Source organism: Calothrix sp. CBUCES-K 9914 (assembly GCF_059640475.1).
Genome location: NZ_JBXXZH010000047.1, coordinates 30,737 through 46,202, shown reverse-complemented (window position 1 = coordinate 46,202; position 15,466 = coordinate 30,737). Strand labels below are relative to the sequence as shown.

Genomic DNA, 15,466 nt, shown 5'->3' with positions numbered 1-15,466 from the left:
TCACCAATAGAGTTTAAAATTCCCGGAAATGGATATCTATTATTATGCAGCGATGGATTATGGAATTACGCCCCCGAACCAGCACAAATGGAAATACTTGTCAAGCAATATTCACACCTCGAAACTGGAATGATAGCACGTAGTTTAGTCGATTACGCGCGTGCGTGTGGTGGACACGACAATATTACAGTTGCTGTACTCTCTTTTTGAGTACATTAGTGAATTTGGTGCCGATGCTGATAAAATTTTACTATAGTAATTTTATGCTATTTAGGCGGAGAAAAACTTGATTATCTGAAATGTCACTCGCTGTATACGAAGACAAAAAATATATATGGAAATATCCAGATTGTGAAGATTTGTATCAATAATTTTGTTCACTATTAGGAATCAAGAGTAATTGAACTATGCCATTAGAAAGTCAGAATGAACAATTTCAAAAGTCTGGAACATCATTGCCAGAACAATATACCCCAAGTAAAGTAGATGATTCATATGTTGAAAGAGCTATTGCGGAAGCAATGCAACAATCTAATAATTTTGAAGAACCCGAACAAGTTTCAATTACAATCACTGAGTCTCAAGAAAAAATGGCAGGAGAGCTTCGCCAAGCTTTAGGATTAGCTTTTGGAGTAACAATAAATTCTGCTATTAAATACGCTCTTTTTTATATCAAAAATCAACAATTAAGCTTGGAACAACTACCTGAATATCCTAGTTGTATATCTTCTCATTCAGTGAAAATTAAAGTAACACCTGAAACATGGTATGAACTAAGAGAATCTAATAAAGAAAATACTGAGAATTGATATTTTCAATTTCCCATTGCATTTTCAAGATTTTGATATTTATTGGTGGTGTCAAGATAATAATATATATCAAAATATTTTTCGTGATATTGAATATGATGAATATGAGTATGAGGAAAATGATTATTACCAATTATTTGAAATACTTCAAAATAGAAATGATATATGGTCATTGGAGCAATTATGGAAATTAATGGGACTTAATAAGCTTGCTTTTGTTCATAGAAGGGTGGTAAGGGAGGATGTTAATCTTCACTTTACTTTATCGGAGTAATTTGGATTTTAGTAAATTAATGTTGGGTTCCGCAAAGGCTCCACCCAACCTACGTACACACAAACTATATATATTATGAGTACTCAATTTAAGGCTGAAGTGTTTCAAAACCAGTTCCTCGCGCAAGGCGCCAAGGAAGTTCACGCTATTATGACTGTTGCTGTTGAGGGAGATGGTGTTTCAAGTAACCAAGGTGTTAGTAAACTATTTGGTGTAATTTGTGATACCTCTGGCTCAATGGGTGGTGAGAAGATTCGTGCGGCGAAAGCGGCGATGATTAGAATTGTCGAATTGCTACCGGAAGATGCTTCATTTTTTATTGTTACTGGTGCCAACGTTGCTAGTTTGATTTTTCCTGTTTCTAAAGCGACACGTGATAATAAACAGCTTGCGATAGGAGAGATTAAAAAAATAGGCGCCAGTGGTGGTACGGTTATTTCGCGTTGGTTAGCTGAAGCACGCAAACAGTTTGATAAAATGCCCAACGGGTTACGTCAAGCGCTTTTACTTACAGACGGTCAAAATGATGACTCGGACGAAGTTGCATTGGAAAATGTGCTAAGTACCTGTGAAGGTGTGTTTCAATGTGATTGTCGAGGTGTTGGTACTGATTGGCGTGTTAAACAATTACAGCAAATATCCGGTAAATTACTGGGTACTACTGATATTATCGCTAAACCAGAAATGATAGAAGCCGACTTTCAAGCGATTTTAGCAAAGGCTATGAATAAGAATGTTAGCGATGTATCACTACGTCTTTGGACACCGAGTGGCGCACAAATTATGTATTGTAAACAAGTAAGTCCTGATATTGTAGACTTAACAACGCGCGCCAAACTCGTTAAACCACAAGTTAATGACTATCCTACAGGCGCCTGGGGTAAAAGCGAATCGCGCGATTATCACTTTTGCATTCAAGTAAACCCAGGTAATGTTGGTGATGAAATGCTCGCAGGTCGGGCTAGTCTAATATATACAGTTGATGGTGTTGAAACAAAAGTCGCCGAAGCTAGAATTATTGCTGTTTGGACAGACGATGATGCTAAATCTACCAAAATTGACCGAACGGTCGCTCACTATACAGGACAAGCCGAACTTGCAGACTCAATTCAACAAGGACTCGAAGCGCGCGATAAAGGAAATTACGAAGTTGCTACAGCAAAACTAGGTAAAGCAGTCAAACTTGCCCACGAGTCAGGAAACGAAGCAACAGCTAGATTACTTAAAAAAGTTGTTGACATAGAAGATGCAGCAACTGGAACCGTGAAAATCAAGCGCGAAGTCGCGAAAGAGGACACAATGGCACTTGAAACCCGTTCCACCAAAACAACTCGCATTCCTAAATCTTAATGAGTTTAGATTATGCCTATTAATATGTCTACTAACATGTCTACTTATCAATGTTCAAAAGGTCACGCTTCGACTGAAGCTGATTATTGTTCGGAGTGTGGCACTAAAATTCAGGGTAGTCTCGAACAGGTAAATACAATAAATTCACTTGATAATTTACCTAAGCTGATAAAAAATGCAATAACTTGCCCTGCATGTACAGCTCCACACGACCCAAATAGCGGTCACTTCTGCGAAATTTGCGGGTACAACTTTAACACAGGAGCGCATGGAGAAGTACCAATAAAAAGTGCTGAGTATACAAACAGTGCTGAGTATACAAACAGTGCTGAGTATAAAGTGCTGAGTGCTGAGTCCTCACTCCCAACTCCTAACTGTAGAGACGTGATTAATCACGTCTCTACTTCTAACTCCTCACCTACTACTAAGCACTCAGCACTCAGCACTCAGCACTCTCTTGAAATTACTATCACCATTGACCCAGTGTTACGAAGTTCTGAAAGTCCAGAACCTCCAAATCAACCACCAGTTATTTTACGACTTGATAAAGAAAGTAACCTAATTGGGCGCCTAAGTGTTGCGCGCGGTATTAATCCAGAGATAGCACTCAATTTTGATAGTGCAGTTTCACATCGTCATGCGTTAATAAATCGTCAAAGCGATGGAAATTTTACTTTGCGAGATATTGATTCTGCGAATGGGACTGTGCTTAATACGGTGGAATTAACGCCAATGGTTGATGCTGTTCTTAAAGATGGTGATGAGTTTACTTTAGGACACTGGACTCGAATTAAAGTTAGATTTGTGTAGGATTATAGTCAACAAACTACAATATATGAGTTCTAATACTGCTATTTCGCAATCTAAATACATTTTGTTACTAAAAAATAGAAACCTCAAGACGCCGCAATTTTTAAAAGCAGCGCTATATTTTACTTGGGGCACCAGTTTTTTGTTAGCTTTAACTACTATTTTCGGCGCCCAAACTCAAAGGCAAGCAATACAAAGTGTTGGTAAAGACTCAATACCCAGTATTATTACTGCACAGCGTATCAAAGATACTTTGGTAGGTATGGATGCTTACGTAGCAAGTGAGTTACTTCTCACACCTACAAATTATGCTGGGGCGCCTCAAGAGTATGAGAAACTTCGACGCAGTGCTATTGATGGTTATGAAGAACGTCGTAAAGCGTTTTCGGAACGAATTATTATAGCTGCGAAAAATATTAGCTATGGAGAAGCTGAAAGCAAACCTATTGAAACTTTACAATTAAATTTGGGTGATTATATCGCGAAAGTCCAAAGCGCGCGCGATTTTCATGCACGTGGTGATTCAAATGGAGCTTTGTTAGCTTACCGCGAAGCCTCGCAAATTGTAGATAATATATTAATACCTGCGGTGGATAAACTCGATAAAGTTAATATGCAGCAGCTAGATGTCATATACAGCCAACAGGCTTTTAAAGCAACAGGTTCGCTACTTTTGATTTTAACTTCTAGCTCATTTTTGCTGGGAGTTTTAGTTGCTACTCAAGTGTTTTTATACCTAAGAATGCGACGGGTTTTTAATCCAATGTTGTTGGGTGCTACAGTACTCGCATTAATATTCCTTGGATACACTATACAATCTATAGTCGCATCATCTAACAATTTAACGGTTGCAAAGGAAGATGCTTTTGACTCGCTTCATGCATTACGTCAAGCGCGCGCACTAGCTTATGCTGCAAACGCGGATAAAAGTCGTTATTTACTAGATAAAGAGAACGCATTCAAGCATGAACAAGCATTTTTTGATAAAGTCAATCAAATTCTTAAATTACCTGCTGGCAAAACTTGGGATGATGTTAAAGCAGCATTAATTGCTGGCAAAAAAGTCGAAGGTATCACAGGATTATTTGCTAATGACATTAATAATATTACTTTTCCAGGCGAACGTGAAGCGCTAACATCTACTATTTCAACGTATAATGATTATTTAAAGATTGATAAGCAAATTCGACAGCTAGAACAAAGCGGGAAACATATTGAAGCAGTCAAATTAAATGCAGGTAAAGACAAGGGTGAATCAAACTGGGCATTTGAAGAGTTTAAAAAAGCTCATGTTACAGCCCAAGAAATTAATATTAAAGTTCTTGATAAATCAATTGAGCAAGGCTTTCAAAATATACAAAATTTTGAAGCTATTACTGTTATTGTCACTTTAAGTATTTCTACTCTTACGCTATTTGGATTACGTCGGCGCCTACGCGAGTATGAAATATAGCTTACCAATCTATTAATATATAGTATAAAATCTAGGATATACTAATGTCATCTACATATTTTTCATTGCTAAGAAAAAGAAATCTTAACACACCCCAAATTTTAAAAACAACACTGTATTTAACATGGGGTACGAGCTTAATTTTAGCCCTCACTACTATTTCCGGCACCCAAGTACAACGCAATGCCATTAAAACAGTTGGAAAAGATGCTGCTCCCAGCGTAATTACAGCACAGCAAATTAAAGATAGTTTAGCTGATATGGGCACTAATGCTGTTAACCAATTACTTGTAAAACCAGGACAAAACCCCGAAGCTGATAAAGGTTTTGAATATCGACGTACAAGATTAGGAGAATTTATAGTCAAAGCATCAGAGAATATTACATATGGTGACAAAGAACGCAAACCTATAATAGATATGTTGAACGGGCTAACTCAGTATATGCTCGTTATCCAACAAGCGCGCGATGCAAATGCCCGTGGTGATAATAATGCTTTGCTGATATATTATTACGAAGCCGTTAAAATTAACGAAAATCAAATTCAACCGAATACCGATAAATTAAATCAAGTCAATCTTGAAACACTAAATCAAACATACGAACAGCAAAAAATAGCTAGTGCTGCATCAGAAATATTAATTGTCATAACAGGTATTACACTGCTTGTTGTCTTGCTAGGAACACAGTTATTTTTATATCGTCGAATGCGACGTGTTATAAACCCAATGTTACTAGCCGCAACTATTATATCTTTTGCTTTTATAACTTATACTATCTACAGTATAGAATCATCAGTATCAAATTTGAAAGTAGCAAAAGAAGACGCATTTGAATCACTTTATGTACTACGACAAGCACGTGCGCTTGCTTATAGTGCCAATCGTGATGAAAGTCGTTTTTTACTTGATAGAGCTAATGCAGCCAAGTACGAAAAAGCATTCAGAGAAAAAATTAACCAAATTGCCACATTACCACCAGGTGAAACCTTCAAAACAATTATACCAAAACTCGCTAGCAAGCAACAAGTAAATGGCTTCACTGGCTTATTCGCTGATGAATTTAAGAATACTACATTTACTGGTGAACGTGAAGCCGCAGTCGAAACAATAACCGCTTTAGATAGATATCTAGATATCGACAAACAAATTCGCCAACTTGCCGCAAGTGGTAAATATGCTGAAGCAATTAAATTATGTACAGGCATTAGTCAAGGTGAATCCAACTGGGCATTTGAACAATTTAAAACAGCACACCAAAAAGTGTTAGATATCAATACTAAACAATTTGATGGCGCCATCGAAAAAGGTTTTGCGAATGTTCAAAATCTTGAAATAATTGCTATTGGTACAACTCTCACGATTTCTACCTTAGCTTTATATGGACTTCGTAAGCGCCTTATAGAATACCAATAACAAGCTTGTTCTCTTCTTAGATAATGTTTAAATATTGTATCATTACAATTAAATAGTATGTCATTCTGAGCGCAGCGAAGAATCCTCATTATGTTGAAGCTTTTTAGTTAAATGTAGGTATTACATAAAGCTTCCGTATTAAAACTCTTAAGCGTTTATTTCATGTATAGCCCTCTCTCTCGCGTTCTTGTTGGGGGAATGCAATTCTATTCCTTGTAGTATTGAGACTACTGTAGGTAAAATGGTTTATTATATATAGTTAGGTTCAATTATGTAGATAATTCTTAGATATGGCTAATATATCGACTAAAACCTTAGAAAAAAGAACAGTACTTTTATATACCGATGAAGATGGTTATTTTATAGCTGAAGTACCGAGTTTACCAGGTTGTATAAGTCAGGGTGAAACTCGCGAAGAAGCTTTAGAGAATATTCAGGAGGCTATTGGACTACATATTGAAGTTTTACAGGAACGAGGTGTACCAGTTCCAGTAGATAATATAGAAGTGGTAGCTGTATGAGTAAGTTGCCAACAGTTTCGGGTGGAGAATGTGTTAAAGCTTTAGAGAAAATAGGCTTTGTGGTATATAGGCAACGTGGTAGTCACATTACAATGGTACGTCAAAAATCAGCAAGCCAAGTTACTGTTCCTAACCATACAACGGTAGCAAAAGGTACATTACGAGCAATTATCAAACAAGTTGGTTTAACGGTAGATGAATTTATTGATCTACTGTAATTTTTATCTGAACGCAAGATACGAAAATTCGTAGTTTGGATTGAGGAACGTAAATGTAAACTACCCTACTCTTGTTTGTAACCAATAACTTATCCGTTGCATCCGTTGCAAAATATCTTCTAAGTTTTTAAGTGATTTTACCATAATCTAGTTTGATAATTCGGTCGGCGCCACCAAAGTAACGGTCATCATGAGTAATGGCAATTACTGTTTTACCTTTGTCTCGTAAAGAAGGTAATAATTCTTTATAAAACACTTCTTTGAATGTAGGGTCTTGGTCTGCTGCCCATTCATCGAATAGGTAAATTGGTCGGTCTTCTAAATATGCTGTGAGTAATGCTAGTCGCTTGCGTTGTCCTTGAGATAGGGCAGTTGTTGAAAATTTACCGTTTTCTATATTTACTTTATGCTGGAGTTTTAATAGTTTTAAATACTCTTGCGCTTGTTTATCTAAATTCTTTAAGTTCGTATTTTCTAGCCCTAATAGTTCGTCGAATAAATAAAAGTCTGCAAATACAACCGAAAAATGCTGACGATACCATTCACGGTTCTGGTCTGTTATTAATTCACCATCTAAGCGTATTTCTCCGGTTTCGGGAGCATATAACCCTGTAATTATTTTTAAAAGTGATGATTTGCCACTTCCGTTTCCACCCACAATAAATATTAGTTCCTGGGGGTGTAATACCAAGTCTATTGGCCCAAGCACAAAGTTACTGTCTTCGTTGTCTGTATGGTATGTGTGAATTACTTTGTTCAGTTCCAAACGGCGCCACGATAGTTTAATATCAGGGGGAATAGTTGTAGTTTCTGCACGGTTTGATAATGATAATCCTAGTGATTCAATTTTTTGTAGTGCAATACTTGCGCTTACGAGTTGAGGCAGCTTGCTAACGATATTATCCATCGGTAGCATCAGGTATGTAAAAGTTAGTATATAGCCAGCAAGTGTTTGTGGGTTAATGGTGAGAAACTTGGGAAGCGCGAATAACACAAAACCAATAGCAAAGAAAAATATCAACCTTCCCCAACTATTTGTCATTGCGAATAAAGTTAGACCACGGGTGTTATGACGCTTAAATGCTCCTGCTGCTGTTTGTAACTGCTTTTCTATAAAACTTTGGCGCCGCTGATAATGTAGCTTTAGTTCTTTAATTCCATCCGTAATTGTACGTAAATAATTAAATAAAATATCCTCATCTTCACGAGCTAACGCCAAATACTTTTCCCCTTGCTTTAACAACCACTGACAGCTACCAATCGCGACTATTGCCAATATAACTACCATCACGATTACCAACCACGATAACCAAGTAATGTATATAAGACAACCTAAAACCATAGCCAAATCAATACATAAAAATGGAATTATGTAAACTGCGTTTGCGACAGCTTGAATATCTTCGGTAAGCGTTGCTAAGAGTCGCGCGTTCCCTAAACGTTCGAGATGGTTTAATTCCGAATTGAGAATTTGGGTACTTAAACGCATCCGCAGTTGAAAAACAGCGTTTTGCGAAAGTCGAATCAGCATTACCTGTGAAATGACGCTGGTTATCAGCGAAATAATCGCTCCTCCGATAAAAACCCAAGCTATCAGGGTTAGTGATGAACCAGGAGTGCGAGTACTTGCGCTACTGATTAATGCAATAAGAGTAGCACTACTACCACCACTGATAAATCCGGTAAATATTGCTATAGCTACCATTCCCCATGCGGAACGCAGTAAAAAGAGAATTAGATTCATTTCGATTTTAGAGGAAGGGGAAAGGAAAAGTAAATGTCCAATAACCTTGAATATTATGTAACTTTTGCTTGCGATTATGTTTGTAGCTTTGAGCAACATTCTAAACTGTTACTGTAAATGAGACTTAGCAGCCTTACTACAATATCAGCGAAAGGACAGTTTCATGTAAGGGTGTCAAGAAATAACCTACTACAGGCAAGTTATTATGACTGTAAATCTGAAATCCCAAGAGAACCCGATTACAGCAACTACTCAAAATACTTCTACTTATAGGCACACGAGCTATACTCCAACTAACCACCGTCGTATTCTCTGTGTTTTTCCAAAGTATAGCCGTTCGTTCGGCACTTTTCATCATGCTTATCCGTTGATGGGAAAGGTACGTGCGTTTATGCCTCCACAAGGTATATTAGTTGTTGCTTCATACTTACCGAAACAATGGGAAGTTAGGTTTGTTGATGAAAATATCAAACCTGCAACACGTAAAGATTATAAATGGGCAGACGTTGTTATTGTCAGCGGAATGCATATCCAACGCACGCAAATCAATCAAATCAACGAACTTGCACATCGCGAAGGTAAAATCACTGTTGTTGGTGGTCCGTCAGTGTCGGGATGTCCTGATTATTACCCTGATTTTGATATTTTGAGTTTGGGTGAATTGGGTGATGCTACCGACCGCTTGATTGAATATATTGATAATAATAACAGGCGCCCATCCCAGCAACTACGCTTTGAAACAAAAGAACGTTTACCTTTAACTGAGTTTCCCACTCCAGCGTATCATTTACTCAACCTCGACCAATATTTCATTGCCAATATTCAGTATTCTAGTGGTTGTCCGTATCATTGTGAGTTCTGCGATATACCAGAACTATACGGAAATAATCCACGGATGAAAACTCCCGAACAGGTTGTAAATGAGCTTGACACTATGCTCAAATATGGCAACATTGGAGCGGTATACTTTGTCGATGATAATTTTGTTGGTAATCGTCGAGCAGCGATGGAATTATTACCGTATTTAATAGACTGGCAAAAACGAAATGGTTATCCAGTTGAGTTTGCGTGTGAGGCAACGTTAAATTTAGCACAGAGTCCCAAATTACTCTCTTTGATGCGCGAAGCTTATTTTACTACAGTATTTTGTGGGATTGAAACTCCTGAAATTAGCGCACTTGAGGCTATTTCTAAAACGCATAATCTGAGTATGCCAATAGATGAAGCGGTAAAAACCTTAAACAGCTATGGAATGGAAGTTGTCTCTGGTATAATTATCGGTTTTGATACAGATACAGAAGATACAGCACCACGGATTCTTAATTTCATTCACCGTTCTCAAATCCCCACACTAACTATAAATCTTTTGCACGCTTTACCCCGCACTCCTTTATGGCGCCGACTGGAAAAAGAAGGAAGACTTGTATTCGACGAAACCCGTGATTCTAACGTTGAGTTTTTGATGCCTTACGAACAAGTTACCCAAATGTGGCGCCATTGTATTACTAGTACCTATGAGCCAGATTTTCTTTATCAGCGTTTTGCCTACCAAATGCAAAACACTTATCCTAACCGTATTCAAGTGCCAAACAGTTCTGCGCGCGTATCACGGGCAAATATTATCAAAGGTTTAACTTATCTAAGTAATATATCGGTAAAAGTTGGTGTATTTGGAAACTACCGTAAAACCTTTTGGGAAATGGCACGGAAAGCTTTTTCTAGGGGCGATATTAAAAGCTTAATTCATGTAGGTTTAGTTGGACATCACCTAATTAAATTTGCAGCAGAATGCAGCAAAGGTGAAGAAACAGCTTCATTCTACTCTCAAAAAATTCGTCATGAATCATAGAATTAAATTAATCAAAATTGTCACTTGAATACAATAAATTTACTACTGTTAATCCTCTGTTTGGTATCAGTTTGGTTTAACTGCTACGCAACTTATGCAGCGTTTCGCTTTTTTCGTAATCGGTATCCAATTAATACAGACTTTCACCCACCAATTACGATTATCAAACCAGTTTGTGGATTAGACCGTAACACTTACAAAAATTTAGCTTCGTTTTGCCAACAAGATTACCCAGACTACCAGATTATCTTTGGTTTACGTGACTCAGATGACCCAGCAATTCCCACTGTCAAGCAAATTATTCAGGACTTTCTACATCTTGATATTGAGTTGGTGGTGTGCCCGCGTATTATTGGGACAAATCTCAAGATGAGTAATGTCGCGAACGCTTCGGAAAATGCAAAACATGAAATATTATTTATTGTTGATAGTGATATCCGAGTTGAACAGGATTATTTGCAGCGAGTAATCCAACCACTACAAGACCAAAAAGTTGGTGTGATTACCTGTCTTTACCGTTCACTTATAAATCATTGGACAACAATCCTTACGGCTATTAGTACTAGCACTGAGTTTGCTGCTGGTGTTTTAGTTAGCCATAATTTAGCAAAAACTATAAACTATGCCTTCGGGCAAACAATTGTCATCCGTAAAGAAGCACTAATAGCTATTGGTGGATTTGAAGCAATAGCAGATTATCTTGCCGATGATTTTCAACTTGGCTATTTACCTGCTGAAGCTGGATACAAAGTTGTGCTTTCTGACTATGTAGTTGAACATGAACTGACTGCAAGTAGTCTTGCCGATGCGATCTCGCAAAAAATTCGTTGGGCACAATGCATTCGAGTTTCTCGTCCTTGGGGCTACTTAGGACTGATTTTTACTTATGGTACAGTTATCAGCACCCTATTATTGATAACCACTGGCGCCTCTATCTTTAGCTGGATAATATTTAGCATTACTTGGACAACCCGGTTTATTATGGCGTGGATGGTGGGAGTTGTTGGTATTCAAGACCAGACAGCTAAAAAATACTTGTTGTTAATTCCTCTGTCTGACTTGTTTGGATTAATCGTTTGGTGCTGTGGCTTTTTGAGTAACATAACTAAATGGCGCCGAGAGGAATTCAAACTTACTAAAGATGGAAAATTAGTTGCAATTACAGATACATAATATGCCTAATTTGTCAATATATTCTTCTTCCTCTGCCGCTCTGGAGGCTTTCAAACAAATAATTAGTTCGTAAATCCTCTAAATCCAAAATTTTAGTTAAAATTTTCATCTCTTTGTTAAAACACATACAAAATTCTATCAAGATTCTTAAAGAAGTCGGGTATCAGAAAGATATGATGAAAACTTTGCTGCTAAGTCCTCCTTCGTTCGATGGGTTTGATGGTGGCGCCGGCTCTCGTTATCAAGCCAAGCGTGAGATTACTTCCTTTTGGTATCCTACATGGTTAGCACAGCCAGCAGCTATGATACCGGGTAGTAAACTTGTAGATGCTCCTCCTCACGGGCAAACCGTTGAAGATGTTCTTAAAATTGCTGCTGACTATGAATTGGTCATAATGCATACCAGTACACCTTCATTGGTAAACGATGCTAAGTGCGCGCAAGCAATTAAAGATAAAAACCCTGGCGCCAAAGTTGGATTTGTCGGTGCCCATGTTGCTGTATTACCGCAGCAAACACTAGAAGAACACCCAGTAATTGACTTTGTTTGTCGCAACGAATTTGATTACACCTGTAAAGAATTAGCTCTTGGCAAAGTTTGGGATGAAATTCTCGGTCTCAGCTATCGCGATAAATTAGGTAATATTCATCACAACCAAGACCGTCCATTGATTCACGATTGGGATGCAATGCCCAGTGTTTTACCAGTTTACGCGCGCGATTTAGATATAACAAAATATTTTATTGGTTATTTACAGCACCCGTATATTTCTTTTTATACAGGACGCGGTTGTCCAGCAAAATGTACTTTCTGTTTATGGCCGCAAACGATAGGTGGTCATTTATATAGAACCAAAAGTCCCGAAGCGGTTGGTCGTGATATGGAAGAAGCCAAAGCTATATTCGGGGATAAAGTGCGTGAGTACATGTTTGATGATGATACGTTTACCATTGACAAACATCGCGCGATAGCTATTAGCGAACACATGAAGCGTCTTAACTTGACTTGGAGTTGTAACGCGCGTGCGAATTTAGATTACGACACTTTAAAAACATTGCGTGATAATGGTTTGCGTTTGTTACTCGTCGGGTTTGAGTCAGGAAACCAAGACATTCTCAACAATATCAAAAAAGGTGTTAAGCTCGAAGTCGCGCGTCAGTTCATGAAAAACTGTCATGATTTAGGTATTACAGTTCACGGTACTTTTATTATTGGTTTACCGATTGAGAACAAACAAACAGTAGAAGAAACAATTCGTTTTGCTTGTGAATTAAGTCCTCACACCATTCAAGTATCCATCGCGGCGCCGTATCCGGGTACAGAATTATACGAACAGGCAAAAACTAACGGTTGGTTTACAAATCAAGCTTTAGTAGCAGAGTCAGGAATTCAAACTTCTACTTTACAATATGCAACGCTTTCAAGTGCGGAAATAGAGGATGCAGTTGAAAGGATGTATCGTCAATTCTATTTTCGTCCCAAAGCGATTATACCAATCGTGCGCGAAATGCTTACCGACCGTCAAATGATGGTGCGGCGCCTCCGCGAAGGTGTAGAGTTTTTCTCGTATTTGAGAGAAAGACACCAAAAAGCTGCTGAACATGCACGAGTAGCATAAAGTCCCAGATGTGCAGTACACCTGTAAGGTGGGCAATGCCCACCATACCAAATATGTCAACACGCCGTAAAGCAATTATTAATGGTGATGACTTTGGTTTCTCGCATGGAGTCAACCAAGCTATTATCAAAGCACATCAAGACGGTGTGCTAACAAGTACTAGTTTAATGGTGACAGGCGCCGCTTTTTCTGAAGCTGTGGAATTAGCGCACCAAAATCCTAATTTAGGTGTAGGTTTACATTTGGTCTTAGTATGTGGTCGTTCCGCATTACCTTTTGAACAAGTTCCTCACTTAGTTGATGAAAACGGTAATTTTAGTAATGACCCTACATTGGCAGGGCTGCGTTACCAATTTAATAAACAAGCCAGGATAGAATTACAGCAAGAAATCCGCGCGCAGTTAGAAAAGTTTCGCGCAACGGGTTTACCTTTGTCACATGTCGATGGGCATTTACATCTACATGTGCATCCAGTTGTGATTAATATTCTTGCTGATTTGGCAACGGAGTTTGGTATAAAATATATACGATTGCCTTCGGAAGAGTTAAAATTGAATTTAAAGCTAAATCGTCAGAACTTGCTTACCAGAATTATTTGGTCAGCAGTGTTTGGTAGATTGCGTGATTACGGCGCCAGTATACTTAAACTTAAAAACATTAATTTTACTGAGCGCGTGTATGGTTTGCTTCAAACTGGTTGTGTATCTGAAGAATATTTATGTAGTCTAATACCCCAAATTAAAGCAAATCAAGTTGAAATATATTCGCATCCTGCATTACCACTTGCAGGAGAAGCATTAAATAGTTTGGAGGGTGCAGGAGAAATTGAGTTTAAAGCATTATTAAGCGAACAAGTACGTGAAGCTTTGCACGCAAGTGGTTTTGAGTTGACTAATTATTATAATTTACAACAAAGATACACACAAGTTACAAAAAATCTCTAACTGCTTGAACACCTTAAATTTATTGCTATTGTTACTGTGTGTAACATCAATCTGCTTTTACTGCTATGCAATTTATGCAGCGCGCGGTGCTAATAGTCAGCATCCAATTGATATAGATTATCATCCGTCAATAACTATTCTCAAACCGTTATGTGGTTTGGATACAAATACTTATGAGAATTTAGCTTCGTTTTGCCGACAAAATTATCCACATCCAAATTACCAAATTATATTTAGCGTTCGTGATGCAAAAGATGCTGCAATACCTGTAGTCAAACAAATTATCAATGATTTTTTGGAACTGGATATTGAGTTAGTGCAGTGTGACCGTGTTATTGGCACAAACCTTAAAATTAGTAATTTAGCGAATGCCGTTACTGATGCAAAACATGATATTCTTGTCCTTGCTGATAGTGATATTCGAGTTGGCAGTGATTATTTACAGCGAATTGTTCAACCGTTCAAAAATGAAGAGGTTGGAGTTGTTACTTGTTTATACCGTTCATTAGCACAAGGGTGGACAACTTTAATTGAAGCAGTTAGTCAAACTACCGAATTTAATGCTGGAGTTTTAGTTAGTAATCATCTTGAAGGTGGTATTAAATACGGGTTTGGCGCCACTATTGCTATTCGTAAACAAGTTTTGCTGGCAATTGGTGGATTTGAGACGGTAGCAGATTATCTTGCTGATGATTTTCAACTTGGATATTTACCATACCAAGCTGGTTATAAAGTAGTTCTTTCTAATTATATTGTAGAACATGAACTTAAAGAAACAAGTTTTGCTGACGTGATTAAACAAAAAATTCGTTGGGCACGCTGCATTCGAGTTTCTCGGTACTGGGGCTATTTAGGACTAATATTTACTTATGGTATTGTAATTAGCTTAATATTACTAATTATTACAGGTGGTTCACAAACTGCTTGGATTATGCTCAGTTTAACTTGGACAACAAGGTTAATTATGGGTTGGGTAGTAGGAGTTAACTTTAGTCAAGACCCGACTGCAAAAAAATACTTGTGGATAATTCCTTTGTGTGATTTATTCGGATTTGTGATTTGGTGTTGTGGGTTTTTGAGTAGTACGATTGAGTGGAGAGGAACAAAATTTCGACTAACTAAAGATGGAAAACTAGTAAAAGTGGGTCAGTTTGCAACGGATACAACGGATGTAACGGATGATTTATTGGTTACAAACAAAAGTAGGGTGCGTGACGCTACTAACATTTTTAAACGAAGCGCAGTTACTGATAGCGTCACGCACCCTACTAATTAAAATCGATGGTG

14 protein-coding genes are annotated in these 15,466 nt (G+C 37.8%); 13 read left to right on the top strand and 1 reads right to left on the bottom strand.

Going from position 1 to position 15,466, the window contains the following annotated elements:
• The 8 genes from AC2JBO_RS13425 to AC2JBO_RS13390 form a co-directional block, all read left to right on the top strand.
• On the top strand, positions 1-210 hold a 210-nt coding region (locus AC2JBO_RS13425; protein ID WP_496954156.1), incomplete at its 5' end, for a PP2C family protein-serine/threonine phosphatase.
• A 197-nt stretch (positions 211-407) separates the two neighbouring features.
• On the top strand, positions 408-809 hold the full coding sequence (locus AC2JBO_RS13420) for a hypothetical protein (protein ID WP_496954155.1): 402 nt from the start codon (positions 408-410) through the stop codon (positions 807-809).
• A 349-nt stretch (positions 810-1,158) separates the two neighbouring features.
• On the top strand, positions 1,159-2,433 hold the full coding sequence (locus AC2JBO_RS13415) for a vWA domain-containing protein (RefSeq protein WP_496954154.1): 1,275 nt from the start codon (positions 1,159-1,161) through the stop codon (positions 2,431-2,433).
• A gap of 12 nt (positions 2,434-2,445) precedes the next feature.
• Positions 2,446-3,243 (top strand): FHA domain-containing protein, encoded by a 798-nt coding sequence (locus AC2JBO_RS13410; RefSeq protein WP_496954153.1) that lies wholly within the window; start codon positions 2,446-2,448, stop codon positions 3,241-3,243.
• A 25-nt stretch (positions 3,244-3,268) separates the two neighbouring features.
• Positions 3,269-4,696, top strand: coding sequence for a GlnX family signal transduction membrane protein (locus tag AC2JBO_RS13405; RefSeq protein WP_496954152.1), 1,428 nt, complete (start codon positions 3,269-3,271; stop codon positions 4,694-4,696).
• Between the two features lie 44 nt (positions 4,697-4,740).
• Positions 4,741-6,111 carry a GlnX family signal transduction membrane protein gene (locus AC2JBO_RS13400; RefSeq protein WP_496954151.1) on the top strand — a complete coding sequence of 457 codons (1,371 nt, stop codon included), beginning with the start codon at positions 4,741-4,743 and terminating at the stop codon, positions 6,109-6,111.
• 290 nt (positions 6,112-6,401) lie between these two features.
• Positions 6,402-6,632 (top strand): type II toxin-antitoxin system HicB family antitoxin, encoded by a 231-nt coding sequence (locus AC2JBO_RS13395; protein WP_496954150.1) that lies wholly within the window; start codon positions 6,402-6,404, stop codon positions 6,630-6,632.
• Entirely contained in the window at positions 6,629-6,850 is a 222-nt protein-coding gene (locus tag AC2JBO_RS13390) for a type II toxin-antitoxin system HicA family toxin (protein WP_496954149.1), read from the top strand. The genes AC2JBO_RS13395 and AC2JBO_RS13390 overlap by 4 nt, the downstream gene beginning before the upstream one ends.
• 127 nt (positions 6,851-6,977) lie before the next feature.
• On the opposite strand, the gene AC2JBO_RS13385 is transcribed toward AC2JBO_RS13390, so the two are convergent.
• A complete protein-coding gene (locus AC2JBO_RS13385; protein WP_496954148.1) occupies positions 6,978-8,594 on the bottom strand; it encodes a cyclic peptide export ABC transporter in 1,617 nt (538 codons plus the stop codon).
• Positions 8,595-8,799: 205 nt separating this feature from the next.
• Here AC2JBO_RS13385 and AC2JBO_RS13380 point away from each other — a divergent pair, with 205 nt between their 5' ends.
• The 5 genes from AC2JBO_RS13380 (at position 8,800) to hpnI (AC2JBO_RS13360) (ending at position 15,455) form a co-directional block, all read left to right on the top strand.
• On the top strand, positions 8,800-10,443 hold the full coding sequence (locus tag AC2JBO_RS13380) for a B12-binding domain-containing radical SAM protein (RefSeq protein WP_496954147.1): 1,644 nt from the start codon (positions 8,800-8,802) through the stop codon (positions 10,441-10,443).
• A 24-nt stretch (positions 10,444-10,467) separates the two neighbouring features.
• Positions 10,468-11,616: a bacteriohopanetetrol glucosamine biosynthesis glycosyltransferase HpnI gene (gene hpnI / locus AC2JBO_RS13375; protein WP_496954146.1), complete on the top strand. Its 1,149-nt coding sequence runs from the start codon at positions 10,468-10,470 to the stop codon at positions 11,614-11,616.
• Between the two features lie 173 nt (positions 11,617-11,789).
• Complete coding sequence (gene hpnJ, locus AC2JBO_RS13370) at positions 11,790-13,235, top strand: hopanoid biosynthesis associated radical SAM protein HpnJ (RefSeq protein WP_496954145.1); 1,446 nt, start codon at positions 11,790-11,792, stop codon at positions 13,233-13,235.
• 53 nt (positions 13,236-13,288) lie between these two features.
• Positions 13,289-14,179, top strand: a complete 891-nt coding sequence (gene hpnK / locus AC2JBO_RS13365; protein WP_496954144.1) for a hopanoid biosynthesis-associated protein HpnK — start codon at positions 13,289-13,291, stop codon at positions 14,177-14,179.
• A gap of 4 nt (positions 14,180-14,183) precedes the next feature.
• Complete coding sequence (gene hpnI, locus AC2JBO_RS13360; RefSeq protein WP_496954143.1) at positions 14,184-15,455, top strand: bacteriohopanetetrol glucosamine biosynthesis glycosyltransferase HpnI; 1,272 nt, start codon at positions 14,184-14,186, stop codon at positions 15,453-15,455.
• Positions 15,456-15,466 lie beyond the last annotated feature (11 nt).

Bases quoted from the DNA above. Each gene is read 5' to 3' on its own strand.
- AC2JBO_RS13420 (WP_496954155.1), top strand. From the start codon at position 408: ATGCCATTAGAAAGTCAGAATGAACAATTTCAAAAGTCTGGAACATCA.
- AC2JBO_RS13415 (WP_496954154.1), top strand. From the start codon at position 1,159: ATGAGTACTCAATTTAAGGCTGAAGTGTTTCAAAACCAGTTCCTCGCG.
- AC2JBO_RS13410 (WP_496954153.1), top strand. From the start codon at position 2,446: ATGCCTATTAATATGTCTACTAACATGTCTACTTATCAATGTTCAAAA.
- AC2JBO_RS13405 (WP_496954152.1), top strand. From the start codon at position 3,269: ATGAGTTCTAATACTGCTATTTCGCAATCTAAATACATTTTGTTACTA.
- AC2JBO_RS13400 (WP_496954151.1), top strand. From the start codon at position 4,741: ATGTCATCTACATATTTTTCATTGCTAAGAAAAAGAAATCTTAACACA.
- AC2JBO_RS13395 (WP_496954150.1), top strand. From the start codon at position 6,402: ATGGCTAATATATCGACTAAAACCTTAGAAAAAAGAACAGTACTTTTA.
- AC2JBO_RS13390 (WP_496954149.1), top strand. From the start codon at position 6,629: ATGAGTAAGTTGCCAACAGTTTCGGGTGGAGAATGTGTTAAAGCTTTA.
- AC2JBO_RS13385 (WP_496954148.1), bottom strand. From the start codon at position 8,594: ATGAATCTAATTCTCTTTTTACTGCGTTCCGCATGGGGAATGGTAGCT.
- AC2JBO_RS13380 (WP_496954147.1), top strand. From the start codon at position 8,800: ATGACTGTAAATCTGAAATCCCAAGAGAACCCGATTACAGCAACTACT.
- hpnJ (WP_496954145.1), top strand. From the start codon at position 11,790: ATGATGAAAACTTTGCTGCTAAGTCCTCCTTCGTTCGATGGGTTTGAT.
- hpnK (WP_496954144.1), top strand. From the start codon at position 13,289: ATGTCAACACGCCGTAAAGCAATTATTAATGGTGATGACTTTGGTTTC.